Raw genomic sequence first — 24,704 nt, 5'->3', positions numbered from 1 at the left:
CACGGTCGCCTCGTACCGAATACCGGCACGAGGCGGATGATCAGCGCGTCGTGGACTCCTCGCGGGACACGGCCTCGGCCGCCTCCTCGGCCACCTTGGCGGCGGCGTCGATCGAGCTCTCGCGGGTGCGGCGGATGCCCAGGATGCTGATGAACAGCGCCGCGAAGATGGTCTGGAAACTCATGATGAGCGCCGTCGCGGAGGGCACGACGATGCGCAGCGACTCGCGCGGGTCGAGCGAGCCGAAGCTGCGGACCTGCCAGTGCACCAGCGACATCACCAGGCCGACGAGACCGGCCAGGGCCAGCAACCCGCCGACCACCAGGCCCTTCTCCAGGGTGACGATGTCGATGAGGCGGCGGACGCGTGGCGACTCGGGCAGGAAGCCCTCCTCGGCCGCGTAGACCTTGGTGAACAGGGCGAACAACGCCGCCTGGAAGCCGATCACCACCGCCGCCGACGCGCCGACCAAGGTGTCGACGTCGAAGGCCAGCTCGCCGATCTCGACGGGGCCGAACGTCAGCGCCGTGCCCGCGACCAGCCCGATGATCATCAGCAGGATGCCGGGATAGAAGAACAGCCACTTGGGGCTGTACAGCAGCAGGAAGCGCAGGTGGCGCCAACCGTCACGCCAGGAACGCAGGTGCGGCGGCCGGGAGCGGCCGTCGGGCGACAGCGTCGTGGGCACCTCGCGCACGTCGAGGCCGGACAGCGTGGAGCGGACCACCATCTCGGAGGCGAACTCCATGCCGCCCGTCTGCAGATGGAGCCGCAGGATCGAGTCACGCCTGAACCCGCGCAGGCCGCAGTGGAAGTCGCCGATGGCCGACGGGAAGAACAACCGGCCGACGAACGACAGCACCGGGTTGCCCAGGTAGCGATGGAGCGGAGGCATGGCGCCGGGGGCGATGCCCCCCTTGAACCGGTTGCCCATCACGAGATCGGCACCGTCGCGCAGTTGTTCGACGAATGGGAGCAACGAGGTGAAGTCGTAGGAGTCGTCGGCATCGCCCATGATGACGTATTTGCCGCGCGCGGCACGGATGCCGCCCATGAGGGCGTTGCCGTAACCCTTCTCATCGATGTGGACGACACGCGCACCGGCGTCGCGGGCGAGCTGCTGCGAGCCGTCCGTGCTGCCGTTGTCGGCGATCAGGACCTCGCCCTCGATGCCGTGCTCTTCCATGCACGCCAGCGCCTTGCGCACACAGACTTCCACGGTCTCCGCCTCGTTGAGGCAGGGCATGACCACCGTCAGTTCCACGTCTCAACCCTTCAGTTAAGGCTCTTCCAGCCCACCATCATGCCCTGTGCCCGTGGATGGTCGGGTCAAGTCCTAAAAACGACTGGCATTCTTTACAGCATGGTGAGCGCTGCGGAGATGACCCCTGTGGACCCCTCCGCCCCTGGCCGGTTGGCACGCGCGCTGGCGTTCCTGGGCCGCCATCGGGTGTTCGCCGCCGCATTCGCCTTGGGCGGGGTGCTGCGGCTCATCACCATGCTCGGGTACGGCCCGGCGATGTGGTTCAACGACTCCTACGAGTACGTCTCCGTCGCGCTGCACCCCAGGCCACACCCCATCAGGCCGGACGGTTACGGGTTCTGGCTGCTGCTGCTCAAGCCGTTCCACAGTTTCTCTTTGGTAACTCTCTCCCAGCATCTGATGGGCCTGGCCACGGGCGCGCTCATCTACGCGTTGCTGCGCCGGAAATTCAGCCTGCCGAAGTGGGGGGCGACGCTGGCGGCCGTCCCGGTGCTGTTCGACGGCTACCAGATCCAGCTCGAACAGCTCATCATGTCCGACACGCTGTTCACGCTGCTGGTCGTGGGTGTGATCACGATCGTCCTGTGGAACCGGCGGATGTCGTGGAAGTTGGGCGTGGTCGTCGGGCTGCTGCTCGCGCTCACCGCGCTCACCCGCTCGATCGGCCTGCCGATCCTCGCCCTGGTCGTCGCGTACCTGCTCATCAAGCGGACCGGGTGGAAGACGATCGTGGCCGTGATCATGGCCTGCGCGGCCCCGGTCCTCGCCTACATGGGGTGGTTCTCGACAAATTTCGGTAAATTCGCGATGACCAACAGCGACGGGCTCATCCTTTACATGCGCACGGCGATCTTCGCCGACTGCAACAAGATGCACATCGACAAATATCGGGAGCTCCAGATGCTCCTCCTGTGCATCACCGATCCGGTCGATCAGCGCAAGGAGTACGCGCAGTGGTACCTCTGGGGCCAGGGCAGCGGCGGTAGCCAGGGCACGGGTGAGGTGCTGCACCGCTGGGGCGCGGGCAAGAAGTTCACCGGCATCACCAACGAGGCCGCCAGCGCGTTCGCCACGCGGGCGATCACCTCGCAGCCCGGCGACTACCTGGCGGTGGTGGCGCGTGACTTCTTCCGTGCCTTCAACTGGGGCAGGCCGCGCTTCCCGGACGAGAAGACGTACAACATGTATCGCTTCATCCCGTTCTACGAGCTGGATGACAGCGGCAACCCCAAGCGACTGCCCCAGTGGCCCTCCTACCAGGGCCGTACGGACACCGACGCCTACACCTACGAGCAGGGCCCGCCGGAGACGAAGATCGTCGCGCCCTTCGCGCAGATCATGAGCGGCTACCAGCAGGTGGTCTACCTGCCCGGCATCGTGCTGGGCGGCGTGATGCTGATCGGTCTGTACGGCACGGTGGTCCGCTGGCGCCGGTTCGGCGGGCCGGTGATCCTGCCCTGGCTCGGGGCGTTCGGCCTGCTGCTGGCGCCCGCCGCGACGGCGGAGTTCGACTACCGCTATGTCCTGCCGGCGGTCCCCCTGGCCTGCATCGCCGCGGCGATCACGCTGCGCCGCGGCGTCACTTTGGCGCGGGTACGACCCAAGCCCGCGTCAGCATCCGAGCCCACCACTGTGCCTGCGTGAGCGTCTCGGCCACCAGCACCGGGTAGAGCCACCAGAAGTTGATCAGGACGATCAGCGTGAACGCCCCCACGACCGCGGCACCCACCGCCCGGCGCGCGGGTGTGGCGCTCTCCTTCCCGATCACCAGCCCCGCGACCAGGACGAGCGCCAGCACCATGAACGGCACCACGGGGATCATGTAGAAGAGGTACATCGTCCGCTGGTCGGCGATGGCGTAGTAGAACCACGGCAGCCACCCGGCGGCGAAGGTCAGCAGCACCGCCCCGGCCCGCCAGTCGCGCGTGGCGACGTACCAGGCGATGAGTCCCAGCAGGGCGAGCATGGCGGCGTACCAGAGGGCGGGCGTGCCCACCCCGAGCACGGCCTGCGAGCACTTGTCCGCCCCGCACGCCGACGGCGGCAGGTTCGTCGGGTAGAAGAAGGAGACCGGCCGGAACAGGGCCGGCCAGGTCCACGGGTCTGACATGTACGGGTGATAGTCGTGCAGCCCGGTGTGGTAGCCGAGCACCTGCACCTGGTACTTCAGCCACGATCGCACCGAGTCGACGACGAAGAACAGCGGCCCCGACGACGTCGCCTGGTCCCAGTTGCGCCCGTAGCCGCCCGCGGTGACGAACCAGCCCGTCCACGAGGCCACGAAGGTCAGCGCGGGCACCAGCCCGAGCGCGGCCAGCCCCGACGGCACGTCCTTGGCGAAGGCGCCGGAGTAGGGACTGCGCAGCCCGACGGCCCGCCTGGCCCCCATGTCCCACAGCAGGCTCATGACCGCGAACGCGATCAAGAAGAAGATCCCTGACCATTTCACCGCGCAGGCCGCCCCCAGGCAGAGGCCCGCGGCGATCCGCCATGGCCGCAGGCCGAGCGGCGGCCCGGTCGGGGTGAGCGGCGAGCTGTCGTACCAGTCGGCCAGCCGTTGCCGTGACCAGTCGCGGTCGACCACCAGGCAGGCGAACCCGGCCAGCACCCAGAACATCAGGAAGATGTCCAGCAGCGCCGTACGCGACAGCACCAGGTGCAGGCCGTCCAGCGAGAGCAGTAGCCCGCCCAGGCAGCCCAGCATCGTCGAGCGGGTCATCCGCCGCGCCAGCCGGGCCAGGATGAGGATCGACAGCGTCCCGACCACGGCCGCGGCGAACCGCCAGCCGAACGGGTTCACGCCGAACAGCCACTCCCCCAGCCCGATCATCCACTTGCCCAGCGGCGGGTGGGCGACGAACGAGGCACAGTCGGTGGTGTTCGGGCAGTGCTTGAAGATGTCGAGGTTGCCGGCCATCAGCCGGTGGTCGGCCTCCGGGTTCTTGGAGTCACCGAGCGTGACCCGCTCGACGCCGAACCTGAGCAGCGAGTAGGCGTCCTTGAGGTAGTACGTCTCGTCGAAGACGATGGCCCTCGGCTCGCTTAATCTGACGAATCTCAGTATTCCGCCGAAGAGGGCGACCGCGATCGGCCCCAGCCACCCCCAGAGGGCGCCCCCTTGCATGGGCGGGACCAGCCGCTGTGCGGAAATCCCCCATTTCTTCACGATGCGCACCCTATGGCGTGGACGATCTCCTGTGAACCGCGTCGTAGAGCTCCCGCTTGGGCAGGCCCGCCTCTTTCGCCACGTCGGCGACGGCCGCCTTGCGCTGCTCCCCGTCGGCCACGCGGCGGTCCACCTCGGCGACCAGTGACTCGATATCGGGCTCGGTGTCGGCCGCGACGTGACCGGCGACCACGACGGTGATCTCACCCTTGACGCCCGCCGCCGCCCACGCGGCCAGCTCGCCCAGGCCGCCGCGCCGTACCTCTTCGTAGGTCTTCGTGAGCTCGCGGCAGACGGCGGCCTTCCGTTCCTGACCGAAGGCCTCCGCCATCGCCTCCAGCGCGCTCTGGAGCCGGTGGGGCGCCTCGAAGAACACCATCGTGCGCTCCTCCTTCGCCAGCGCCGAAAAGCGGCGAGCGCGCTCTCCAGGCTTGCGCGGAGGGAAGCCCTCGAAGCAGAAGCGGTCGCTGGCCAGGCCGGAGACGGCCAGCGCGGTGGTGACGGCGCTCGGGCCCGGCAGGGCGGTGACCGTGATGCCCTCCTCGACCGCGAGGTGCGTCAGGCGGTAGCCGGGGTCGGACACACCCGGCATGCCCGCGTCGGTGATGACCACCACCGTCTGCCCCTGCTTGAGCGTCTCGACCAGCTCCGCCGCACGTCCGGCCTCGTTGGCGTCGTAGTAGGAGACCACCCGCCCCCGGATCTCCACACCGAGGTCGTTGGCCAGCCTGCGCAGGCGCCTGGTGTCCTCGGCCGCCACCACGTCGGCGTTCTCGAGCACCTCGCGCAGCCGCGGCGAAACGTCGCCCGCCTGCCCGATGGGGGCCCCTGCCAGCACCAACCTGCCCTTTACTGTCACCCGGCCATTGTGGCAGGGCATCCCGATAAGACCCTGTTTCCTGGGTAAGCACTGGCTTGAGGCCCGTACGATGTCCGAATGGCGGTGACCGATTTCCCGTACGAAACCTTTGGCCAGTCAAGTGGCCAACCGGCGGCGGACGAGAGCAGTCCCGGGACGCGATCCATCCGAGATCGGATGGTCCCGCCGATGCGTGGCAGCGTGTTGTGGGGCTGGTTGGGGCCGCTGTTCATCACCGTCTTCGGCGGGGTGCTGCGCTTCATGGGGCTCGGCCACCCCAAGGCCGTCGTCTTCGACGAGACCTATTACGCCAAGGACGGCTATTCGCTGATCACGTGGCTCGTGGAACGGGTCACGATCAAGGATGCCGACAAGGCGCTCATCGCCGGCAACACCGACATCTTTCAGAAGTGCACGGAGGCGACGCTCGACAAGTGCGCCTCCTACGTGGTCCACCCGCCCCTGGGCAAGTGGATGATCGGCGTGGGCGAGTGGCTGTTCGGCATGAACCCCTACGGCTGGCGGTTCGCCGCGGCCGTGATCGGGACGCTGTCGATCCTCGTCCTGGCCCGCGTGGCCCGCCGGATGACCCGCTCGACCCTGCTCGGCTGCTTCGCCGGGCTCCTGCTCGCCCTCGACGGGCTGCACTTCGTGCTGTCGCGTACGGCGCTGCTGGACATCTTCCTGATGTTCTGGGTGCTGGCCGGGTTCGCCTGCCTGGTGGTCGACCGCGACCGGGCGCGGGAACGGCTGGTCGACTGGTACGAGACGTCGCCGCTGTCGCCGCAGGGCCCCTGGCTGGGGCTGCGGCCGTGGCGGATCGCCGCGGGCCTCTGCCTCGGTGCCGCCATGGGGGTCAAGTGGTCAGGGGTGTTCTTCCTGGCCGCCTTCGCGGTCATGAGCCTGCTCTGGGACTTCGGCGCGCGGCGGGCCGTCGGGCTGCGCAATCCCTACTCCGGCGCCTTCGCCAAGGACGTGCCGACCGGTCTGGTCGCCTTCGCGCTGGTCCCGTTCGTGACGTACATGACCACTTGGACCGGCTGGTTCGTCAGCGCGGCCGGCTACGGCCGCAACTGGGACCAGGCCACCTCGTCGGGGCCGATCTACTTCGTCATCGACTCGATGCGGTCGTGGGTGCAGTACCAGTGGCAGGTCTTCTCCTTCCACAGCGGGCTGGCGACCTCACACCCCTACATGTCGGATCCGTGGCAGTGGCCGCTGCTGCTGCGCCCGGTCGCCTTCTACTACGAGGGCAACAAGGGCGGCGCCTGCGGCGCGAAGGACTGCGCCGAGGCCGTGCTCGGCGTGGGCACCCCCGTGATCTGGTTCGGCGCGCTGGCCGCGCTGATCGCCCTGATCGCCTGGTACGTCGCCACGCGAGACTGGCGGGCGGGCGCGGTGCTGCTGGCCTACGCGATGGGCTGGCTGCCCTGGTTCTACTTCGCGATCACCGAGAACCGCACGATGTTCCTGTTCTACGCGGTGCCGATGGTGCCGTTCATGGTGCTGGCCATCACCCTGTGCGCGGGTTTGCTGATAGGCCCCTCAGCGAAGACACCGGGTGGGGCTGTACCGTTGAGGCGTACGCTCGGGGCTGCGGCCGTCGGCGCGTTCGCACTACTGGCACTGATCAACTTCTGGTGGCTGCATCCGGTTTTGTCCGCCGAGCTGATCCCCTACACCGAGTGGAAGGCACGGATGCTCTTCGACAAGCGGTGGATTTGACCCGGTCACAGTTCCATATTTACTAATTTCATAGGGTAGTCGCAGTGCAAGACCCAATACGCACCGGTTTCGGTCATCGTCAGGCCCGGGGTCGATACGGCAAACTTCGAGGCATGAGTGCACCAGACGTCACCGCCCTGCTCGCCGAGTTGGAGCGCTCCGAGCCGGACCTGGCCGAAGAGGCCAGGACCGCTGTGGAGTGGTTGACGGGCGGGGAGCCGCTGGAGACGGTTACGCAGCTCGACGTCTGCGAGTTCCTCTGGTACACACTGCCGCTCAAGGTCGGTGGCGACCATGAGCGGCTGGCCCGCGCGCTCGGGCGGCTGCTGCAGGTCGGCGGGCTGGAGCGCTATGCCGGGTTGTGTGAGTCGGCCCTCACGACCAAGATCCTGCGCACCTACGCCCGTGAGGGCGAGGACGCGGGCACCAGCGCCTACCAGGTGGCGCTCGAGGCCACCGGCGTGCTCCCGCCCGACGTGCCCGACCTCCAATGGAGCATGATCATGGGCCCCGAGGAGCTGGGCGCGCACGTCGCCTGCTCCGCGGCGCTGGAGCTGGCGATCGTCTCGGGCGACGACGTCGATCCCGGCGCGCTGACCAGGCGCTGGCTCACCGCGCCCCGGACCGAGCTGGGCGGCGACAGCTGGCTGCACCGCGTACACGGCGAACGGCTCAACCGCTGGGTGCTCGGCCGCGGCCCGGCCCGGCGCGAGCTGGCCCAGCCGTTCGAGGTGCGACTGCACGCTCCCGTCTCGGTCCAGCAGCTGCCCGCGCTGCACGGCCTGCTGTCGCTGGCCGCCTCGGAAGGCAGCCTCCCCATGCGCCTGGCCCCCTCACCGGAGGCACTCCGGCTGCGTGAGCTGGCCGAGCGCGAGCTGGGCGCGATCAGCCGCTCCGGCGTCCGGCTGTCGATCACCGACTACGGCCGACAGCTGCTCGACTCCCCCGAGGCCATGTGGGACGCGGTCACCAAGCTGCTCCTGGCCAGGGGCGAGCACGAGTTCGAGCTCTCGGCGCGCGAGGCCGCGCTCATGCTGCTCGCCGACGGCGCCCTGATGTCGCCTGCCGAGCTGCGCGAGCGGGTGGCCGAGGTGGTCGGCGGCGAGGGCTGGCATCCCGCGACGAGCCTTGAGGACGTCGCCACGCCGGTCACCGACCTGGTCGCCCAGCTCAAGGCGCTCGGCCTGGCCTTCGCCGACGACCTCGCCGTACGGGTGACCCGCTCCGGCCAACTCGCCGCCCTGGCCGCCCTCCGCGCCCACGCCCTGAGACCGAGGCAGTACGTGAGCGCAGGCTGACCCCCACGGACCCCGACCCTCCTCTCCCCCGAAGGGGGCTTCCCTCCCAGGAACCCCAACCACCACGGACCATCGCAGGGGCCGAGACGGTCGTGTGACGGACCTCCCTGGGCTCCTACGGGACGCTGACGCGGCGGATGGCCCGCTTGAAGTCCGGACACTCCACGAACGGGTCGTGGTCGCACACCGCCGCGTGGCGCAGGCTGTCGCGCAGCCGGGTGAGTTGCGCGATCCGCTCGTCCACCTCGCGCTCCTTGGCGGCCATCCGCTCGCGCAACACGGCGTCGGACGGCCCGGCGCGCAGGAACGCGGCGATCTCGGTGAGCGTGAACCCGGCGTCACGCGCGCAGGTGACCAGTGCCAGGCGTTCGAGCATCTCCGGCAGGTACGTGCGGCGCAGGCCGTTGCGCCCGTCGGCCGTGATGAGCCCCTTGCGCTCGTAGAACCGCAGCGCCGACGGCGCCAGCCCGGACCGCCGCGCCACCTCGCCGATGTCGAGCAACATCTCGTCCACAGCCCGCTCCTTGACTTGACTTGAACCGCGCTTCAAGTCGCAGTCTAGGGCACATGACAATCCATCACCTGAATCTCGGCTCGATGCGCGAGATCGATTCGACCGAGTCCCTGCCCTCCGCGCCCGCCGTCTGCCACGCCCTGCTGGTCGAGACCCCCGACTCGGGGCTCGTCCTGGTGGAGGCGGGACTGGGGCTGGACGACGTGACCCGGCCCGGCGAACTGCTCGAAGCCGAGTGGGTCGAGCTGGTCGGGCCCGAGCTCCGGCCGGCGGAGACCGCCGTCCAGCAGGTCGCCGCCCTCGGCTACGACCCGGCGGACGTACGGCACATCCTGCTGACCCACCTGGACGTCGACCACAGCGGCGGGCTGCCCGACTTCCCGCAGGCCGAGGTGCACGTCATGGCGGCCGAGCTGCAGGCGGCGCTGACCGAGGCGCCGAACCGCCGCTACCGCCCCGGCCACTGGGCGCACGGCCCGCGCTGGGTCACCTATCCCGGCACCGGAGACACCTGGAACGGGGTCGAGGGGGTGCGGCCTTCGACGTTCTCGCCGGACTTCCTGATGGTGCCGCTCGCCGGGCACACAGTGGGCCATGCGGGTGTGGCGGTCAGGGACGGCGACCGGTGGCTGCTGCACGCCGGGGACGCCTACTTCTACCACCGCGAGCTGTCGGCCGACGACCCGCAATCGCATCCGCTGCTGGACATCGTGCAGCTCGACTCGCAGGTGGACGAGGGGTCGCGGCTGACGAGCCGGGACCGGCTGCGCGAGCTGGCGAACGTGCACGGGGTGGAGGTGTTCTCCGCCCACGACCCGTGGGAGCTGCACCGCATGAGTTGAGGTCTGGTCAGTTGTCATTGAGCGCGCTCTACTGGGCATGAACCGGTTGTCGCCCGCGCGCGTATCTCTGGCTGCCCGGCCACCGCGGCGCGCAGAACGCGGTGGCCGGGCTCCGAGCCCGCCGCGCGCCGCCATCTCGCTCCCACCGAAGCCGAGCTCGCACCCTCTGAATCACTGTGAATCACGCCGCCTCCCCGCCGATGTGAGCGCCCCCGCGCGTGGACCAGCCATCTCTCTCTAGACCAGCGCAGGACCGGGCACCGCCCACCGGTTTGACGTGTGCGACATTAGCTGATTTAGTGCATCATCAATTGGCATCAAACTGGTTCGTAGAGAATGGTGCGCCGGATGCTGTCGAGGGTGCGGAGCGGATGAACGGTGACGGCGCGGAACAGCGCACCAAGCGTGAGCGTCTGGCCACAGAGCTGCGGCGCCTGCGCGACCTGGCCGGGATCTCCGGTCGCGACCTGGCCCACCGGGTCGGCATCAGCCAGTCCAAGGTCTCCCGCATCGAGTCAGGGACCGTGATCCCCTCACTGCCGGAGGTGACGGCGTGGGGCGAGGCGGTGGAGGCGTCGAGTCAGACCCGGGAATGGCTGACCGACCTGACCGAGGCGGCCTTCACCGAGATGCACAGCTGGCGGGCCGCGCTCCAGCGGCAGGCGCACCTGCAGGACGAGATCCGGGAGCAGGAGGACCAGGCGCAGCTGGTGCGGGGATTCCAGCCCACCGTCATTCCGGGGCTGTTGCAGACCGCCGAGTATGCCCGGCGCATCTTCGCGTTGTTCGACCCGCCGTACACCGAGGGCAATCTGTCCATGGCCGTCGCGGCTCGTTTGCAGCGGCAGCTCGCCCTGTATGAGGAAAGCCGGCGTTTCGAATTCCTCATTACCGAGGCGGCACTGCGGTGCCGTCCTGGACCGGCCAAACTCCTGCTCGCCCAATTGGACCGGATAGCCTCGCTGAGCACCCTGGAGAACGTCTCCATCGGCTTGATACCGCACAACACAGAAGCGCTTGTCTGCCCCCCGCACGGTTTCACCCTCTACGAGAGCGACGGCAGCGCGGCGGACACTTTTGTGGAGATAGAAGTCGCGCACGTGAGGCTGAGCGCCGGCCACGCCGACGACATCGCGGTCTATCAGCGGCAGTGGTCCCTGCTGAGCCAGATGGCGGTCTTCGGCGACGAGGCGCGGGACTTCCTCGCCACGATCAGCGCCGACGTCCGCGCCGCGGATCGGTGACCCCGCCTTGCGCACGGCCGTCCGCCCATCCCCGGGGAGCGGGCACCTCGCGCACTCCCCGAGGCCGTCCGGGAGGTCGCGACCCGCGCTCCCCGGACATGGACCCGGATCACCTCAGGTCGAACTCGCCCGCGTACACCCCGGCGAGGAACGCGCCCCACTCCTCACCGCTGAAATAGAGAACGGGCCCCTCGGGGTCCTTGGAGTCGCGCACCGCGACCACGTTCTCGCCCAGCGCGACCTCTACGCAGCCGCCGCCGTTGTCACTGAACGTCGCCTTGAACCATTCGGCGCGCCGCGACCGGCCTTCCTTGGCAGTACCCATTATTTCTCTCCTGTTCGTCCGGGGAGCCTTGTGCCGCCCGCTGTCTGGTCGGCCTGGGTATCGGCTCGGTGCCGCGCCGTCGGTCAGCCATAGGAATTCTATGAACGCCGTTAGTCATATCCAATACACGTAGTACGAAGGAGTGGACCGATGCAGTTTCGATTGTTGAACGGCGTGGAGGCTTACCGGGACGGTGTGCGGGTTTATGTCGGTGACCGAAAACAACGTTTGATGCTGGCTTTGCTCCTGCTCGCCGGGGCCCGGCCGGTCACCATGGAGGAGCTGATCGACAAGATCTGGGGCGCGGAGCCGATAAACAGCGCGCGCAAGGTCATCCAGCATTATGCGAGTGACCTGCGTGCTCATCTGGGACATTCCAGCGGACCGAAATTGGGCGACATGCTGCCTAAATACCAGGGCGGCTACCGGCTGCTGGCCGACCGGAACGAGGTCGACGTCTACCGCTTCCGCGATCTGGTGAACGAGGCGCGGCCGCTGATCGGGCGTGACGACGCGCAGGCCGTACCGATCCTGCGTGACGCCCTTCGGCAGTGGGGCACCCGCGGCCTGCGGCCCGGCGAGCCGCTCAGCGGCCTGACCGGCCAGTCCGCGGCGAACGCCCGCGCCAAGCTGCTGGCGGAGCACCGAGCCGCGGTGATCGACTGCCTGGAGGCCGAGCTGCGGCTCGGGCACCACGCGCTGCTCGTCCCCGAGATCCTGGACCTGGCCACCGCCGGGCCGCCCGACGAGCAGCTGACCGGCCTGCTCATGCTGGCCTGCCACCGCGCCGGCCGACCGGCCGAAGCGCTGGGCGCGTTCGCCGCCCTGCGGAAGCGGCTGGCCGACGAGCTCGGAGCCGATCCGGGGGCGGACATCGAGCGCCTCCATCAGCGGATCCTCAGCCAGGACCCCGCCCTCGATGATTCGCCGGGATTCGCGCCGTCCGGAGCACCAGGCGAGGCCGACAAGAGCGCCGTCCGCCGCGTGGCCGAAGCCGCCAGGAAGGGCGACGCGAAGCATCGGGATAATCCATAACGGAACTAATTGCTAAACTGGACGACATGACTGCCATGGCCCCTTCCCGCACCGCGCCGGACCTGTCGTACCTGCTGGACCACACCGGCCACATCCTGAGGACCCGGATGGCGGCGGCTCTGGCGGAGATCGGGCTGACGGCGCGGATGCACTGCGTGCTCGTGCACGCTCTGGAAGAGGAGCGCACGCAGATCCAGCTCGCCGAGCTCGGCGACATGGACAAGACCACGATGGTGGTCACCGTCGACGCCCTGGAGAAGGCGGGCCTCGCCGAGCGCCGCCCGTCCAGCACGGACCGGCGGGCCCGGATCATCGCCGTCACCGAGAAGGGCGCGGAGGTCGCCAAGCAGAGCCAGACCATTGTCGATGGCGTACACCGGGCGGCCCTCGCCTCGCTGCCCGAGGACGAGGCCGAGGTGCTGCTACGGGCCATGAATCGCCTGGCCACGGGGCATCTGGCTACTCCCGCTGAGGCGCCGCAAGGGGTGCGAAGGGCCCGACAGAAGGGCTAAAAGGTCCGAGACATATAGTCTGCAACGGAACTATCTGTTATGGTTCCTCTTGTTCGCCTTTTGAGCAGGAGATGGCCATGTCATATACCGCACCTTCCCCCCAACCATCGCGCTGGCTGGCGCTCATGGTGTTGTCCGCCGCGATGCTGATGACGGTCCTGGACGGCAGCATCGTGACCGTCGCGATGCCGGCCATGCAGCGGGATCTGGGCTTCTCGCCCGCCGGGCTCAGCTGGATCGTCAACGCGTACGGAATCGCTTTCGGCGGATTGCTGCTCCTGGCCGGTCGGCTGGGTGACCTCATCGGCCGTAAGAGCATGTTCCTGGCCGGAAACGCGGTCTTCACCGCCGCTTCGCTGCTGGCCGGCGCGGCGACCGGGCCCGGCCTGCTGATCGCCGCCCGGTTCCTACAGGGCGTGGGCAGCGCGATGGCCTCCGCGGTCGTTCTCGGGATCCTGGTGACGCTGTTCACCGAGCCCGCCGAACGCGCCAAGGCGATCGGCATCTTCAGCTTCACCGGCGCCGCCGGCGCCTCGATCGGCCAGGTTCTGGGCGGAGTCATCACCGATGCGCTCAGCTGGCACTGGATCTTTTTCATCAACCTGCCGATCGGCCTGGCCACCATCGCGCTGGCGATCCGGGCACTGCCGGGCGACCGCGGGGCCGGACTCGCCGCCGGGGCCGACGTCATCGGCGCCGTCCTGGTCACCAGCGGTCTGATGCTGGGCATCTACACGGTGGTCAAGATCGAGGAGTACGGCTGGCTCGCCGCGCACACCCTCGGCCTCGGCGCGGTATCCCTCGCTCTGCTGGCCGCCTTCGTCATCCGTCAGGCGACCGCCAGAACCCCGCTGATGCCGCTGCGGATCTTCCGTTCGCGTACCGTCTCGGGCGCCAACCTGGTCCAGATGCTGGCGCTGTCGGCCATGTTCGCCTTCCAGATCATCGTCGCGCTCTTCATGCAGAAGGTCCTCGGCTACAGCGCGCTCGGCACCGGCTTGGCGATGCTGCCCGCGGCGGTGGCCATCGGTGCCGTGTCGCTGTTCGTCTCCGCCCGGCTCAACACCCGCTTCGGTGCCCGCCGCGTCCTGCTGTTCGGCCTGGCGCTCCTGTTCGCGGCGATGGGCTGGCTCACCCGCGTCCCGGTGACCGCCAACTACGTCACCGATCTGCTCCCGGTCATGCTGCTCATCGCGGGTGGCGGCCTGGTCCTGCCGGCGCTGACGACGCTCGGCATGTCCGGCGCCAAGGCCGACGACGCGGGCCTGGCCTCCGGGCTGTTCAACACCACCCAGCAGGTCGGCATGGCGATCGGCGTCGCGGTGCTGTCCACGCTGGCCGCCTCCCGTACCGGGGATCTGCTGTCCGCCGGGCAGAGTCAGGCGGTCGCGCTGACCGGTGGCTATCACGTGGCCTTCACCATCTCCGCCGCGCTGCTCGTGGCCGCCTTCATCGTGGCGCTGACGGTGCTGCGCCGGCCCGAACGGGACACCACCGCCACCACCGCTCAGGACCCGGCTGTACTCACCTCAGCCTGACTTTCCCGAAACCAGCCTGACTTTTCCGAAAACATCCTGACTTTCGCCGACAACGGCCGGGCCGGTCCCGGCCGTTGTCGGCGAAACTCCGTTGCGACGGTCAAGGCGGTTCACCAAGAATGACGGCGATGAGAGCGACCAAGATGCACACCGACGAGATCGAGACCGACGTCGCCCTCGTGCGCCGCCTGCTCGCCGAGCAGTTCCCGCGCTGGGCCGAGCTGCCGATCGCGCCGGTCGACTCGTACGGAACCGATCACGACATCTACCGGCTCGGTGACCACTTGGTCGCTCGGCTCCCGCGCATCGGGTGGGCCACCAAGCAGGCGGCGAAGGAGGCGGAGTGGCTGCCGAAGCTCGCGCCGCACCTGCCCCTCGCGCTTCCGGTGCAACTGGCCATGGGCCGGCCGGGCGGGGGCTATCCCTACGACTGGTCGGTGTACGAGTGGCTGCCCGGCGCGAACGCCAACGGCACGATCGACGACCTGGACCAGGCAGCCGTCGACCTCGCGGCGTTCGTGACCGCGCTCCGTCAGATCAGTACGACCGGCGCGCCCCCGCGCTCCCCGCACAGCCGAGGCGGACCGCTCGCGGAGAGCGACGCGTCTGTTCGTCAGTCGATCGCCCAGCTCGGCGACCGGATCGACGGCGACGCCGCGCTCCGCTCGTGGCAGGAGTCGCTCGACGCCCCGGCCTGGGACAGCCCGGAGGTCTGGGTGCACGGCGATCTGCTGCCGGGCAACCTGCTCGTCGTCGACGGCCGTCTGTCGGCGGTCATCGACTTCGGCGGCCTCAACGTGGGTGACCCCGCCTGCGACCTCCAGCCCGCGTGGAACGTGTTCGCTGGTGAGAGTCGACGCCGATTCCGGCGCGAACTCGGCGTCGACGACGCCTCCTGGGTGCGCGGCCGCGGCTGGGCGCTCGCTCAGGCGGTGATAGCGCTGCCGTACTACTGGGAGACCAACCCCGGCATGATCCGCCAGGCATCCCATGCGCTGGCGCAGGTCCTCGCCGACAGCTAGTCCCGGGGAAGCAGCGTCCCGAGCGGTCCGAGGTCGATATTGAGGTCGGAGGGCGACAGACCGAACTTGTCGCACATTTCGGTCATCGCCTCTTCCAGGCGCATCAAGGTCACGCCCAATGCCTCGATCTGTTCGTCCGACAGGTCCCCTTGCTCCATCCGGCGCACACACTGACGCTCCACGAGTTGGCGTACGAGCTCGACCAGGGTGAGCACCAGGCGCGACAGGTCGCGCTCCACCGCCTCGGCGTCGGTCTCGATGCGCAGCCGTCTCGACGGCACCTTCCGCACCGATGACGACTTTTCCAGGTCATTCCTCATCGGTACTCCGGACCGACATGATCAGCGCGCGTACGGAGATGCGCACCAGGTCGATGTCCGCGATGGACAGGACGAGGTCCCCGCTCACCACGACCCCACCCGCCAGCAGCCGGTCGAGGAGGTCCACCAGCGCCACGCGTTCGGGCGGCAGCCGGTCCTCCCGGGCGAGCACGGCGCCGCGGGGCTGATCAAGCGTCATCGCCGGTCCCCCCTCCCGGCCTCTCCGGTGTCTCGGCGAAGGCGGCGAAGGAGTACGGCGCCCATGGACCGGTGAGCTCCACGTCGATTCCCTCGCCCCGCAGCCCGTCGACGACCCGCGCGAACTCCGCGCCGCGGTCGAGATCGACCAGGTAGGCGCCGTTGAGGATCATCCACTCCGCGCGACCGGACAGCTGCGGGTCCTGGGGGCGATGCCGCTGGCTGGCGACCGCCACGGACTTGAGGACGTCATGGATGTGCTCCCCACGCGCGGCGGCCTGGCGCCAGGTCTCCTCACGACTGCGCAGACTCGCCTGCCGTTTCTTGAGGTACGCCAGGCCCGGGCTGGTCGCGCTCTCCGCCCCCGTTTCGGCGGGCGGCGGCGCGGCCGGATCGACGTACGCTTTCACCCCCCACTCCTGGCGGTCGGCGATCCGCCCGAGCGTCTCGGCGAAATCGTCATGCCGCCGGTCCAGGAGCTCCCTGATCTGGTCCTCGCCGCTGTAGACCGTGACCAGACGGACCGGGGCCGTCGGCGTCGTCCGGGCCACCGCCTCCACCACGCGATGGTGCGCCCGAGCGGTCTCGCCCAGCCAGTCCAGGTCTTCCATGGACCGCCGCAGTGGCTCTTCGCCGAACCGGTCCAGCGGGACCGTGCTCACGTACGCGACGAGACCGGCATGCGTGATGGCGCGCACCCCTTCGCCGGCCACACCCTTCAAGTCTTCGGGAAGGGTGACTCCTTCGTCGCGGGTGACCGCGTACAGGTAAGTGCCCGCGTTATTCATCACACTCGTCATTCATCACGCTCGTCCACTTCGGGTGCTCGCTCATCGACGTACTCGACCTCCGCGGTCGGACCGCGCGGAAGTGCGGCGCCCTCCTCCGCCGCGGCGAGCCGTCGCCGGAGCCTGCGGTTCTCCTCGCGCAGCTCCCGGTCCTGCCCTTTGAGCCACGGATCGTGCTCCCACCAGTCGATCCCCATCTCCCTGGCGGTGTCGACCGAGGCGATGATCAGCCGGAGCTTGATGGTCAGCAGCTCGATGTCCAGGAGGTTCACGCGGATGTCTCCCGCGATCACGATGCCTCGGTCGAGAACCCGTTCCAGGATGTCGCCGAGGTTCGCCGGCTCGTGGTTGGAGAGCCGCCCGGCGGGGACGCTGTTCTGGCGCACCACGGAGCCCGGCTCGGTCATCGCGAATCGCCCTCCCCGGTGGTGCCGCTGCCCCGCCGGTACCGCTGGATCCGCCGGTAGGACAGCAGGTTTCCCTCCGGGTCCAACTCGGCCTCGTAGAGCGCGAGAATGTCACCGGAGGAGGGAATGCGGTGATCTTCCAGGACCTCCACGTTCACCACCCAGCCGCGCTCGATCGGCTTCACCATCGTGATGCCTTCCGGCTCGCCCGCGACCAGATCGGCGATGTGGGCCAAACCGGCTTCGCCGACGTCCGCCACTGACAGGCCGCGTGGGCGGCGTTTCTGACGTGGCTCCGTCCGTCTCTCGTCGGGTTCCTCCCCTGAGCACCTTGGTGCCTGGCTGCCGGCCGGCCGCTCTTCGCGGACACTGCGCCTGACAGGCATGCGATCACCCCTCCTCTTCCTCTTCCTCACCTGTCGGCGCGACAGCCTGGCCGGGCTTGCCGATCATCGATTCGAGCGTCTGCTTCATCTCCAGCGCCTCTTCCTCCTCGGAGATCAGGCCGGCGGCCCTGGACTGCTCGATCTCCTCCAGCCGGCGCCTGACCATCGCCGGGTCATGCGTCTGCCGCTCCACCTGCTCCTGTATCAGCTCGCCGAGCCGGATCACCCCTTTGACCGGCGCGAGCGGCCAGCCGAAGATCAGGCCGATCAGTCCCATCCGTCATCACTCCTGAGTCCGCGCGGTGATGAAGTCGTACGGTGCCAGCGGGCCCAATATGCGCATCTCAACCCGTCCGGACCAGCGATCGGCGAACTCGTTCACCACCCGCTCCAGCTCCTCCTGCCGGTCCGTCTCCATGAGCACGGCCACGTGAACGGCGTCCTGTTCGTGAGAGGGCTCCCGGATGACGGTGAGGACGGCGAGCGGGCCCACCTCCTCGGTCAGCGTCTGCGTGTCGGCTTCGCGTTTGGCCACGACCGACTGGTTGATCAGCTCCCCGAGCCGGATCCGCGCGTTCCGCGTCAGATCCTCCGGTTGCCCCTGGATCTGCTCTCGCAGCTGCTCGGCCTCCGGGACCTCACTCAGCACCTCACGGAACAGCGTCTGATCGACGTAGCGTCCTTTGATGACGTACTCGGCCCGTCCCTCCAGCTCGTCCAGCGCGCTGCGGAACTCGTCGTGATGGGGCGTCAGCAGCTCCTCGACGACGGCTTTCTCATTCGTCATCACCGAGCCGAAGCGGATCGGGATGACGGGCACCTCGGCGGCGGTGGCATCGAGCAGGGCCCCATGCCGGAACAGGTCGTCGGGGGTGCCGAGCGGGCGGTCGAGCGCGATGTCGCTCACCAGGGCGGCGATCTCGCCGTGCCGGATCAGCCTGATCTCCGCAGCTTCATCCCCTACGCCCTGCGCGTCGCTGGACACCTCGACGTCCTCGGGTACGAGACCATAGATGTAGACGCCGGTCTTCTTGGTGACCTGCTCGGGAACATCCGCCTGGGTGGCCTGCTCAGAGCCGGCGGCCTTCGCGGCTTCCGCGGATTGCGCCATTTCACCGCTCCTCTCGCTCTTGCCGCCGACTGCGCGTCTCTTGTTTCTCGCCGAGCTCGCCGACGAAGTCGCTCAGCTTCTCCCCTGCCGCTTCCAGGACTCCTTGGGTGACGTTCTTGCCCTTGCCCTGCGTCATGTTCTGCATGATCTCGGGCAGCCCTTCTCCCCCGGACTCCTCGAGGTCCAGCCGGTTCACGGCCTCGGCGTAGCGCAAGTAGGTGTCCACGCTGGCCACGACGATGCGCGCGTCGATCGTCAGCAGTTCGATGCCGACGAGTGAGACTCGGACGTAGGCGTCGATGACCAGCCCTTTGTCGAGGATCGTGTCGATGACGTCGGCCAGGCCCGACGGAGACGGACGGTCGGCTATTCCGCCTGTCGCGGGTTGCACGGTCATTACTTCTCCCTCGGTATTCGCGGACGCCGCCCGCCGCTCTTCGGGGACGCTGCCCCGCCGGTCTCTGGCGACGCTGCCCCGCCGGTCTTCGCGGACGCCGTCCCGTGTTACGTCGTCCGGGTACCGGCTCTGCGACGAACCGGCCGCGCCGGTGGCTCCTTGGCGCGCCCCCGTCTCCGAGAGGCCGCGCGAGGCGGCTCTTCTTCCTCCTCCTCTTCCTCTTCTTCTTCCTCCGGCTCCTCCTCTTCTTCCTCTTCCTCTTCGGGCTCTTCCTCCTCCTCGTACTCGTCCTCCGGCAGTTCCTCTTCCTCTTCTTCCTCCGGCTCCTCTTCCGGCCGTTCCTCTTCCGGCCGTTCCTCTTCCGGCCGTTCCTCTTCCGGCCGTTCCTCTTCCTCCTCCTGCGCGGCCTGCTCCTCCTGGACCGCGGTCTCGTGGTCCTTGACGACTTCACCGTCGTGGATCACGCCGCGCCACCCGCCGGAGGCGATCTCCTCGGGGTGCAGCATGATCTGCGTCATGACATGCCGCTTGAAGTGCTTGAACTCCAGCCGTACCCGCCTGCCCGGCGCACGCCAGACATTGCCGACGTGCTCCACCACCCCGCGCGGGTGATATTCGAGTACGAGCAGGACCCGGGTCAGGTTGGGGGTTAGCGCGTGGAAACTCACAGCGCCGTCGACGTAGCCCTTGGGGCCCTTGGAGCGCCAGATGATCCGCTCGTCGGGCACCTGCTCGACGATGTCCGACTCCCAGTTGCGATGGGACAAGAAGACCTGTGTCTTCCACGACAGCTTCTCGTCGCTCTCGTTCTCTACATGCTCCACCTTCTTCATGAAGGTCGGGAAATCCTGGAACTGCGTCCACTGGTTGTAGACGACCCGTACGGGAGCGCCGATGTCGAGCGTTTCGGCGATGTTGACGAACCGTAGCTTCTTGGTCCCCTTGCCCATGCCTCCGAACAGGCCCTTGAGTGCCCCCTTGGCCGCGCCACCCAGCATCGAACCTTTGACGGACTTGCCGCCAGATTTATCCGATCCGGTGAGCGCGCTGAACAGGCCGGAAACTCCGCCGCCTGCCGCGGGATCGGCGAGCCGGCCCGCCACGTCCTCGACCTTGTCACTCACGGACTGCAGCGCTCGCTCGATGAAGGCCTGTGCGAGGTTTTTGAGCTCTTGGGTGAGCGCTTCTGTCGGCAGGGCCTCCGCGACCTTCTTGACGTCTGCCGGCAGGGCCTCAGTGACCTTCTTGATGGGCTGAGTCTTCGATACCTGAGCCATCAAGCTCGCCTCCGTGTCCTGGTGACCGGCCGCGTAGCGCGTGCGGGCTCGGCCTTGGGATTCCTTCTCCGTGGTGCCGGCTTGGGCGGTTTCTCCTCAGGCGCCTCTTCCTCTTCCTCCTCGTAGCCCTCTTCGTAGTCCTCCTCGTCCTCGGCCGTTTCCTCAGGCGTGCCCGGATGGCGCAGACCCTCGGCCCGCTCGTGCAGCCTGGATGTCAGCGATTCGAGCTGCCTGCTCGTCATGGCCACGGCCGCCGCCTTGCCGACGTCCATCAGCTCGCCACGCAGGCGGCCGGTGAGCTTGTCCATCTCGGGCGACGAACCGAGCATCTTGATCCCCTGCGACAGCAGGCCGCCCTGGCCGCGCAGCCGGCTGAGCACCCCGGCCAGGGCCAACGTGGTCGCCCAACGCAGCTTGTGGCGTCGGCCGAGGTAGTAGCCCGCGGCGATGGCCAGCCCTATCTGAACTTTGTCTTTCATGACCAGCGCTCCTTGCCCTCCCGCTCGCCTGGAACAACCGGTCTCCACCTGCCCCACAAAAAAGACAAACAAACACATGATCGGAGAAAACGGACATACGAGGTGAATCAGGTGCCAGAGGCCCGCAGGGGCCGCACAAGGAGCGCCATATGCACTTCGTACAGATATAGTCAATAGTTCGCTTTTTACAGCGATTTGCACGCTTCCCGTGCGGCTAGAGAACCCGCTCCGCGCGCCGCCGGACCCGCATGCCCGCGACCAGCATGACGACCGCGCTCCCGTATCCGAGCATCGGCAGCAGGCGCCAGACCAACCACGGCAGCCTCCCCGCCCAGCCCGCGCAGCCGAGCATCATGACGTACGAGATCGCCATGAACGCCCAGTCCAGCGCGACCACCGCCACGACCAGGGCGGCCAGCACACCCACTACCGCGCCGAGCCGCCGCCCCGCCCACGCGGAGGCCACGGTCGCCAGCAGGACGCTGAGCGTCGGCAGACCGTTCAGGGCCAGACTCCCCCCGAACGAGTACGCCACGGGCTCACGGAGATGGAGCCACATTGATTCGAGCTCGGACCACACCTCCGCCAGGCCGAGCGGAAGAGGGCCGTAGCTGGTACAGCCGATCGCCGCGTCGGCCTTGAAGAACATCGGCAGCCACAGGGTCAGGAAGCTCAAGACGCAGGCCGCCAGCGCCGCCAGCCACCATCGCAGGTAACGCCACCGGGGCATGGGCCGCCTTCCTACGCCACATGATCGACTACGGGAGTGCGCCGCCTACCCTAATGGGGACTATTTCCGTGATCCACGCAGCCCGCGCAGGAAACGCCACAGCGCGGAGCGGGGCGACTCCGCTTCCACGGTGACCGCGTCTGCCGCCACTGGCGGTTCGGTGTTCGCCGGAGCCTGGGCGAGTTCGTAATCGACCGGCAGGGACCGCAGCGCCCGCATGAAGGGAGAGGAGCGCCACGGGAGCTGGTCGGCGGGCAGCGCGAGCCGCAGCCTGTCGAGGCGATCGAACAGCCGCTCCACGGCGATCGTGGTGATGCGGGTGGCCAGCAGTCGCGCAAGGCAGGCATGCGGCCCCGCGCCCCATGCCAGGTGGGCGCGGGTGCTGCGGATGGCCTCCCGGTCGATCGCGCTGCCGAACAACGGATCGCTGTGAGCTCCGGCGACGGACAACATGACGGGATCGCCCGCGGAGATGGCGAAGCGCCCCAGCCACACATCCGCCGTCGGGAACCGGAACGTGAGGTTGGCCATCGGCGGGTTGGCCAGCGCGACCCGGTTCACGGTCTCCTCGATCGTCCCCGCGGACAGGCCCGACCGCACCTCCGGATTGGTCATCACCTCGAGGATCGTGTTGCAGATCAGGCCCCCGGTCATGTCGCCGACGACCCCCGGCAGCATGAGGAGCTCCCGGGACAGCCCTTCGACGGTGAAGTCGGGATTGGCCGCGAGCATGTAGGAAGGCAGGTCCTTCCCGGGGCGGCTCATCTTGGCGCTGGACAGCTCCATCATCGCGGCGAACAACCGCTGCGAGGCCGCGGCCGCCTCGGGACCGGCGTCCAGCACCCGCCAGGTGTCCATGACCACGTCATCGCCACGCGCGGTCTCGAAGCCGAAGAGCCGGTTGGCGACCATCAACGGGAGCGGTCGCGCGTACTGTGCGGACAGATCCGCCCATCCGGTACGGGATTCGCCTTCGGCCAGCAAACTGATGAGGTCGTCGGCATATCGCCTGATCGCGTCTTCCAGCAGCTGCGCCTGAGGGTGACCGCGGTCCTGGAAGGGGGCGAGCGCCGAGGTCCACGTGTCGCGGAGCCGGTGCAGCGTCATCCCGTCCTGGAAGGCCACGCTGTTGAGCTCGAACGCGGGAAGCACGGGCCAGTCCGGTGGCAACGCGCCTTCCGCCCTCGCCCGCCAGTTGTCCAGGTGCTTGCTCCAGATGTCGCCCTCGTTCTTCATGACCCGCAGCACTTCGGCGTACCCGAGGACCAGCCACACCGGCACCCCGAGCAGGTCCACCGGCGCGACCGGCCCGTACTTGGCGCGCAGGCGGTCATGGACGAGCGTGGGATCCGCGTCGTAGTCCCTGGTGAGCAGCGGTTCTACGGATACCGACGCCAGTGGTTCAGGGGTCGATGGGGGCCACGCGCCAGGCATCAAGGTGATGCACGACCTCTCTCTCGGTCCGCTGCTTCTGTGAGAGCGGTCGCATCCCGGCGCCCACGTGGAAGACCAAATTGGGGGTTTTGTATCACCACGCGGGCGCGAAAAGGATACTTTCCGGAAAAATCACAGCACAGCATGTGACGAGGGAGATTTGACTTCTGCTATGCGACCGATCCGTAGGAGGGCTTGCCCGCCCACTCGTAGGTGACGTAGATGACGCCGGCGTCGGTGGTGGTCGACCCGGTGACCTTCAGCCCAGCGGGCGCGGTGCCTTCGGCGAAGAGCCGCTTGCCCTGGCCGAGGACGACGGGGAAGATCAGCAGCCGATACTCGTCGACCAGTTCGGCCTCCTGCAGCGTACGCATCAGGTCGCTGCTGCCCTGCACGAGGATCTCGCCGTCGGTGCTCCGCTTGAGCTCGGCGACCGTCTGGGCGGCCTCGCCCACCAAGACCTGGGTGTTGCGCCACTCGGCGGTCATCGGTGCCCTGGTGGTGACGTACTTGGGCATGCTGTTGATCTTGGCGCCGCCCTCCTCGTCCGGCACGTTGGGCCAGTACGAGGCGAGGATCTCATACGACCTGCGGCCCAGCAGCATCCCGTCCGCCCGCTCGAGCTGGTCGTTCATGATGCGGCCGAACCCCTCGTCCACGTGCGGGGGCAGCCATCCGCCGTGCTGGAAGCCGTGAGAATCGTCCTCGCCGGCACCGCCGGGGCCCTGCATGACACCGTCCAACGACACGAACGTCGAAACGACCAGCCTGCTCGCCATTTGTCTCACTCCTTTGAGGGCTGGGCGGGTCCGTCCGGTCCCGCCGTCTTCATCTGCCTTCAGCGTGGCGCGACCCGTTTACGGAATCCTTAAGGCGTCCCTATGGTCCGGACGGCAGCCCAGCCCAGCCCGCTCGCTCGCTCAGCGAAAGTCGTCGGCGTGGTCGAAGGCCCAGTCTCGGAACGTACGTGCCGGAGTTCCGGTGACCTCTTCCACGGTGGAGGTGATCAATGCTGAGTGAGGTCGCGTTTCGGCGCTGGCCAGCAGGGCCTCTACCAGGGCCGGCGGCCTGCCGTCCGCGAGCATCTGCTGCCGGGCGAGTTCTACGGGCACCTTCTCGAAACGCAACGGGCGGCCGATCGCCTCCCCGATGGCGTGTACCTGCTCGGTCCTGCTCACCACCTGCGGGCCGGTCAGCACGTACGTCATGCCGGCATGGCCGTCCTCGACCAGCACACGTACCGCCACGGCGGCGATGTCGCGCGGATCGATCACCGCGGTGGCGGCGATGTCAGGACCACGCACGACACCCGCGCCACGGATCTGCTCGGCCCACCCACGAGTGTTGGAAGCGATGGTGTTCGCCCGCAGGATCGTCCACTGCGGGCCGGACTCCTCGATCAGGCGCTCCATGTCGGCGTGGAGCTGGTTGATCGGGTCGCTCTGCCGCTCGGCCTCGTCGTTCACCCCTGACGAGGAGAGGTAGACGACGCGGCGGGCATGGCCTTCGACCACGTCGAGCACGGCGGAGGCCCCGTCCGTGGCGAGGAAGGGCCAGATCAGGAACACCGTCTCGACCTCCACCAGCGCCCTCTTCAGGGTGCCCGGCCTGGACAGGTCACCTTCGACCGCCTCAACCCCCTCAGGGAGCCGAGACTGCTGACCATCTCTCACAAGCGCCCGCACAGGGACGCCGGAGGACACAAGCTGGGCGATAACCTGCCGTCCGACGTTGCCGGTGGCACCGGTCACAAGAATCATGCCCCGGTCAGCCTGGCCGTTTGCGGAAATATTCCGACTCGGTGTGTCGTCCCTTTGTACCGGCTCCGCAGGC

Annotated in this window: 28 protein-coding genes; 9 read left to right on the top strand and 19 right to left on the bottom strand. The window is 68.3% G+C overall.

Annotation, left to right across the window (positions count from 1 at the left end; translation table 11 throughout):
* Positions 1-40 precede the first annotated feature (40 nt).
* On the bottom strand, positions 41-1,264 hold the full coding sequence (locus tag AB0C30_RS15925) for a glycosyltransferase family 2 protein (protein ID WP_357943865.1): 1,224 nt from the start codon (positions 1,262-1,264) through the stop codon (positions 41-43).
* Between the two features lie 99 nt (positions 1,265-1,363).
* Between AB0C30_RS15925 and AB0C30_RS15920 the strand changes: the two genes are divergently transcribed.
* Entirely contained in the window at positions 1,364-2,908 is a 1,545-nt protein-coding gene (locus AB0C30_RS15920; RefSeq protein ID WP_357943863.1) for a hypothetical protein, read from the top strand.
* On the opposite strand, the gene AB0C30_RS15915 is transcribed toward AB0C30_RS15920, so the two are convergent.
* The gene (locus AB0C30_RS15915; RefSeq protein ID WP_357943861.1) at positions 2,844-4,430 is read right to left on the bottom strand and encodes a phospholipid carrier-dependent glycosyltransferase; all 1,587 of its coding nucleotides are present in this window, start codon (positions 4,428-4,430) and stop codon (positions 2,844-2,846) included. The genes AB0C30_RS15920 and AB0C30_RS15915 overlap by 65 nt on opposite strands.
* A gap of 10 nt (positions 4,431-4,440) precedes the next feature.
* The gene (gene rsmI / locus AB0C30_RS15910; RefSeq protein WP_357943859.1) at positions 4,441-5,289 is read right to left on the bottom strand and encodes a 16S rRNA (cytidine(1402)-2'-O)-methyltransferase; all 849 of its coding nucleotides are present in this window, start codon (positions 5,287-5,289) and stop codon (positions 4,441-4,443) included.
* 189 nt (positions 5,290-5,478) lie between these two features.
* On the opposite strand from rsmI, the gene AB0C30_RS15905 reads away from it, so the two are divergent.
* Both AB0C30_RS15905 and AB0C30_RS15900 read left to right on the top strand, forming a co-directional pair.
* Entirely contained in the window at positions 5,479-7,014 is a 1,536-nt protein-coding gene (locus tag AB0C30_RS15905) for a phospholipid carrier-dependent glycosyltransferase (RefSeq protein WP_357943857.1), read from the top strand.
* A 113-nt stretch (positions 7,015-7,127) separates the two neighbouring features.
* Positions 7,128-8,312, top strand: a complete 1,185-nt coding sequence (locus AB0C30_RS15900; RefSeq protein WP_357943855.1) for a hypothetical protein — start codon at positions 7,128-7,130, stop codon at positions 8,310-8,312.
* Between the two features lie 115 nt (positions 8,313-8,427).
* Here AB0C30_RS15900 and AB0C30_RS15895 read toward each other — a convergent pair whose 3' ends face one another.
* The gene (locus AB0C30_RS15895; RefSeq protein WP_357944583.1) at positions 8,428-8,817 is read right to left on the bottom strand and encodes a MerR family transcriptional regulator; all 390 of its coding nucleotides are present in this window, start codon (positions 8,815-8,817) and stop codon (positions 8,428-8,430) included.
* Between the two features lie 62 nt (positions 8,818-8,879).
* On the opposite strand from AB0C30_RS15895, the gene AB0C30_RS15890 reads away from it, so the two are divergent.
* The gene (locus AB0C30_RS15890) at positions 8,880-9,668 is read left to right on the top strand and encodes an MBL fold metallo-hydrolase (protein ID WP_357943853.1); all 789 of its coding nucleotides are present in this window, start codon (positions 8,880-8,882) and stop codon (positions 9,666-9,668) included.
* 371 nt (positions 9,669-10,039) lie between these two features.
* Complete coding sequence (locus AB0C30_RS15885) at positions 10,040-10,912, top strand: Scr1 family TA system antitoxin-like transcriptional regulator (RefSeq protein ID WP_357943851.1); 873 nt, start codon at positions 10,040-10,042, stop codon at positions 10,910-10,912.
* Positions 10,913-11,021: 109 nt separating this feature from the next.
* On the opposite strand, the gene AB0C30_RS15880 is transcribed toward AB0C30_RS15885, so the two are convergent.
* On the bottom strand, positions 11,022-11,237 hold the full coding sequence (locus tag AB0C30_RS15880; RefSeq protein ID WP_357943849.1) for a DUF397 domain-containing protein: 216 nt from the start codon (positions 11,235-11,237) through the stop codon (positions 11,022-11,024).
* A 231-nt stretch (positions 11,238-11,468) separates the two neighbouring features.
* Here AB0C30_RS15880 and AB0C30_RS15875 point away from each other — a divergent pair, with 231 nt between their 5' ends.
* The 4 genes from AB0C30_RS15875 (at position 11,469) to AB0C30_RS15860 (ending at position 15,344) form a co-directional block, all read left to right on the top strand.
* Positions 11,469-12,272: an AfsR/SARP family transcriptional regulator gene (locus AB0C30_RS15875; protein WP_357943847.1), complete on the top strand. Its 804-nt coding sequence runs from the start codon at positions 11,469-11,471 to the stop codon at positions 12,270-12,272.
* 26 nt (positions 12,273-12,298) lie between these two features.
* Positions 12,299-12,784: a MarR family winged helix-turn-helix transcriptional regulator gene (locus tag AB0C30_RS15870; RefSeq protein ID WP_357943845.1), complete on the top strand. Its 486-nt coding sequence runs from the start codon at positions 12,299-12,301 to the stop codon at positions 12,782-12,784.
* A gap of 77 nt (positions 12,785-12,861) precedes the next feature.
* The gene (locus AB0C30_RS15865; protein WP_357943843.1) at positions 12,862-14,322 is read left to right on the top strand and encodes a DHA2 family efflux MFS transporter permease subunit; all 1,461 of its coding nucleotides are present in this window, start codon (positions 12,862-12,864) and stop codon (positions 14,320-14,322) included.
* A gap of 128 nt (positions 14,323-14,450) precedes the next feature.
* On the top strand, positions 14,451-15,344 hold the full coding sequence (locus tag AB0C30_RS15860) for an aminoglycoside phosphotransferase family protein (RefSeq protein WP_357943841.1): 894 nt from the start codon (positions 14,451-14,453) through the stop codon (positions 15,342-15,344).
* On the opposite strand, the gene AB0C30_RS15855 is transcribed toward AB0C30_RS15860, so the two are convergent.
* From AB0C30_RS15855 to AB0C30_RS15790, 14 genes are all read right to left on the bottom strand, one after another.
* Positions 15,341-15,664, bottom strand: coding sequence for a gas vesicle protein K (locus tag AB0C30_RS15855; protein WP_357943839.1), 324 nt, complete (start codon positions 15,662-15,664; stop codon positions 15,341-15,343). The two genes, AB0C30_RS15860 and AB0C30_RS15855, sit on opposite strands and share 4 nt — an antisense overlap.
* A complete protein-coding gene (locus AB0C30_RS15850; protein ID WP_357943837.1) occupies positions 15,654-15,863 on the bottom strand; it encodes a gas vesicle protein in 210 nt (69 codons plus the stop codon). The genes AB0C30_RS15855 and AB0C30_RS15850 overlap by 11 nt, the downstream gene beginning before the upstream one ends.
* The gene (locus AB0C30_RS15845) at positions 15,853-16,662 is read right to left on the bottom strand and encodes a GvpL/GvpF family gas vesicle protein (protein WP_357943835.1); all 810 of its coding nucleotides are present in this window, start codon (positions 16,660-16,662) and stop codon (positions 15,853-15,855) included. The genes AB0C30_RS15850 and AB0C30_RS15845 overlap by 11 nt, the downstream gene beginning before the upstream one ends.
* Positions 16,659-17,057, bottom strand: coding sequence for a gas vesicle protein GvpJ (gene gvpJ, locus AB0C30_RS15840; protein ID WP_357943833.1), 399 nt, complete (start codon positions 17,055-17,057; stop codon positions 16,659-16,661). The genes AB0C30_RS15845 and gvpJ (AB0C30_RS15840) overlap by 4 nt, the downstream gene beginning before the upstream one ends.
* On the bottom strand, positions 17,054-17,443 hold the full coding sequence (gvpO, locus tag AB0C30_RS15835; protein WP_357943831.1) for a gas vesicle protein GvpO: 390 nt from the start codon (positions 17,441-17,443) through the stop codon (positions 17,054-17,056). The genes gvpJ (AB0C30_RS15840) and gvpO overlap by 4 nt, the downstream gene beginning before the upstream one ends.
* 4 nt (positions 17,444-17,447) lie before the next feature.
* The gene (locus AB0C30_RS15830; protein WP_357943829.1) at positions 17,448-17,720 is read right to left on the bottom strand and encodes a gas vesicle protein GvpG; all 273 of its coding nucleotides are present in this window, start codon (positions 17,718-17,720) and stop codon (positions 17,448-17,450) included.
* Between the two features lie 6 nt (positions 17,721-17,726).
* On the bottom strand, positions 17,727-18,554 hold the full coding sequence (locus AB0C30_RS15825) for a GvpL/GvpF family gas vesicle protein (protein WP_357943827.1): 828 nt from the start codon (positions 18,552-18,554) through the stop codon (positions 17,727-17,729).
* Position 18,555: 1 nt separating this feature from the next.
* Positions 18,556-18,951 (bottom strand): gas vesicle protein GvpJ, encoded by a 396-nt coding sequence (gvpJ, locus tag AB0C30_RS15820; RefSeq protein ID WP_357943825.1) that lies wholly within the window; start codon positions 18,949-18,951, stop codon positions 18,556-18,558.
* A gap of 107 nt (positions 18,952-19,058) precedes the next feature.
* Complete coding sequence (locus AB0C30_RS15815; protein WP_357943823.1) at positions 19,059-20,228, bottom strand: SRPBCC family protein; 1,170 nt, start codon at positions 20,226-20,228, stop codon at positions 19,059-19,061.
* Positions 20,228-20,707, bottom strand: a complete 480-nt coding sequence (locus AB0C30_RS15810; protein ID WP_357943821.1) for a hypothetical protein — start codon at positions 20,705-20,707, stop codon at positions 20,228-20,230. Before AB0C30_RS15810 ends, AB0C30_RS15815 begins: the two co-directional genes overlap by 1 nt.
* Before the next feature lie 214 nt (positions 20,708-20,921).
* Positions 20,922-21,437 carry a hypothetical protein gene (locus tag AB0C30_RS15805; protein WP_357943820.1) on the bottom strand — a complete coding sequence of 172 codons (516 nt, stop codon included), beginning with the start codon at positions 21,435-21,437 and terminating at the stop codon, positions 20,922-20,924.
* Positions 21,438-21,497: 60 nt separating this feature from the next.
* Positions 21,498-22,871, bottom strand: coding sequence for a cytochrome (locus AB0C30_RS15800; protein WP_357943818.1), 1,374 nt, complete (start codon positions 22,869-22,871; stop codon positions 21,498-21,500).
* Between the two features lie 170 nt (positions 22,872-23,041).
* Positions 23,042-23,650: a dihydrofolate reductase family protein gene (locus AB0C30_RS15795; RefSeq protein ID WP_357943816.1), complete on the bottom strand. Its 609-nt coding sequence runs from the start codon at positions 23,648-23,650 to the stop codon at positions 23,042-23,044.
* A 141-nt stretch (positions 23,651-23,791) separates the two neighbouring features.
* Positions 23,792-24,631 carry an NAD(P)H-binding protein gene (locus AB0C30_RS15790; RefSeq protein ID WP_357943814.1) on the bottom strand — a complete coding sequence of 280 codons (840 nt, stop codon included), beginning with the start codon at positions 24,629-24,631 and terminating at the stop codon, positions 23,792-23,794.
* Between the last annotated feature and the right edge of the window lie 73 nt (positions 24,632-24,704).

The organism is Nonomuraea sp. NPDC048901 (assembly GCF_040649695.1).
Taxonomy (GTDB): domain Bacteria; phylum Actinomycetota; class Actinomycetes; order Streptosporangiales; family Streptosporangiaceae; genus Nonomuraea.
Note: the sequence above shows the minus strand (reverse complement) of the source record. Positions and strands in the feature narration are given on the sequence as shown.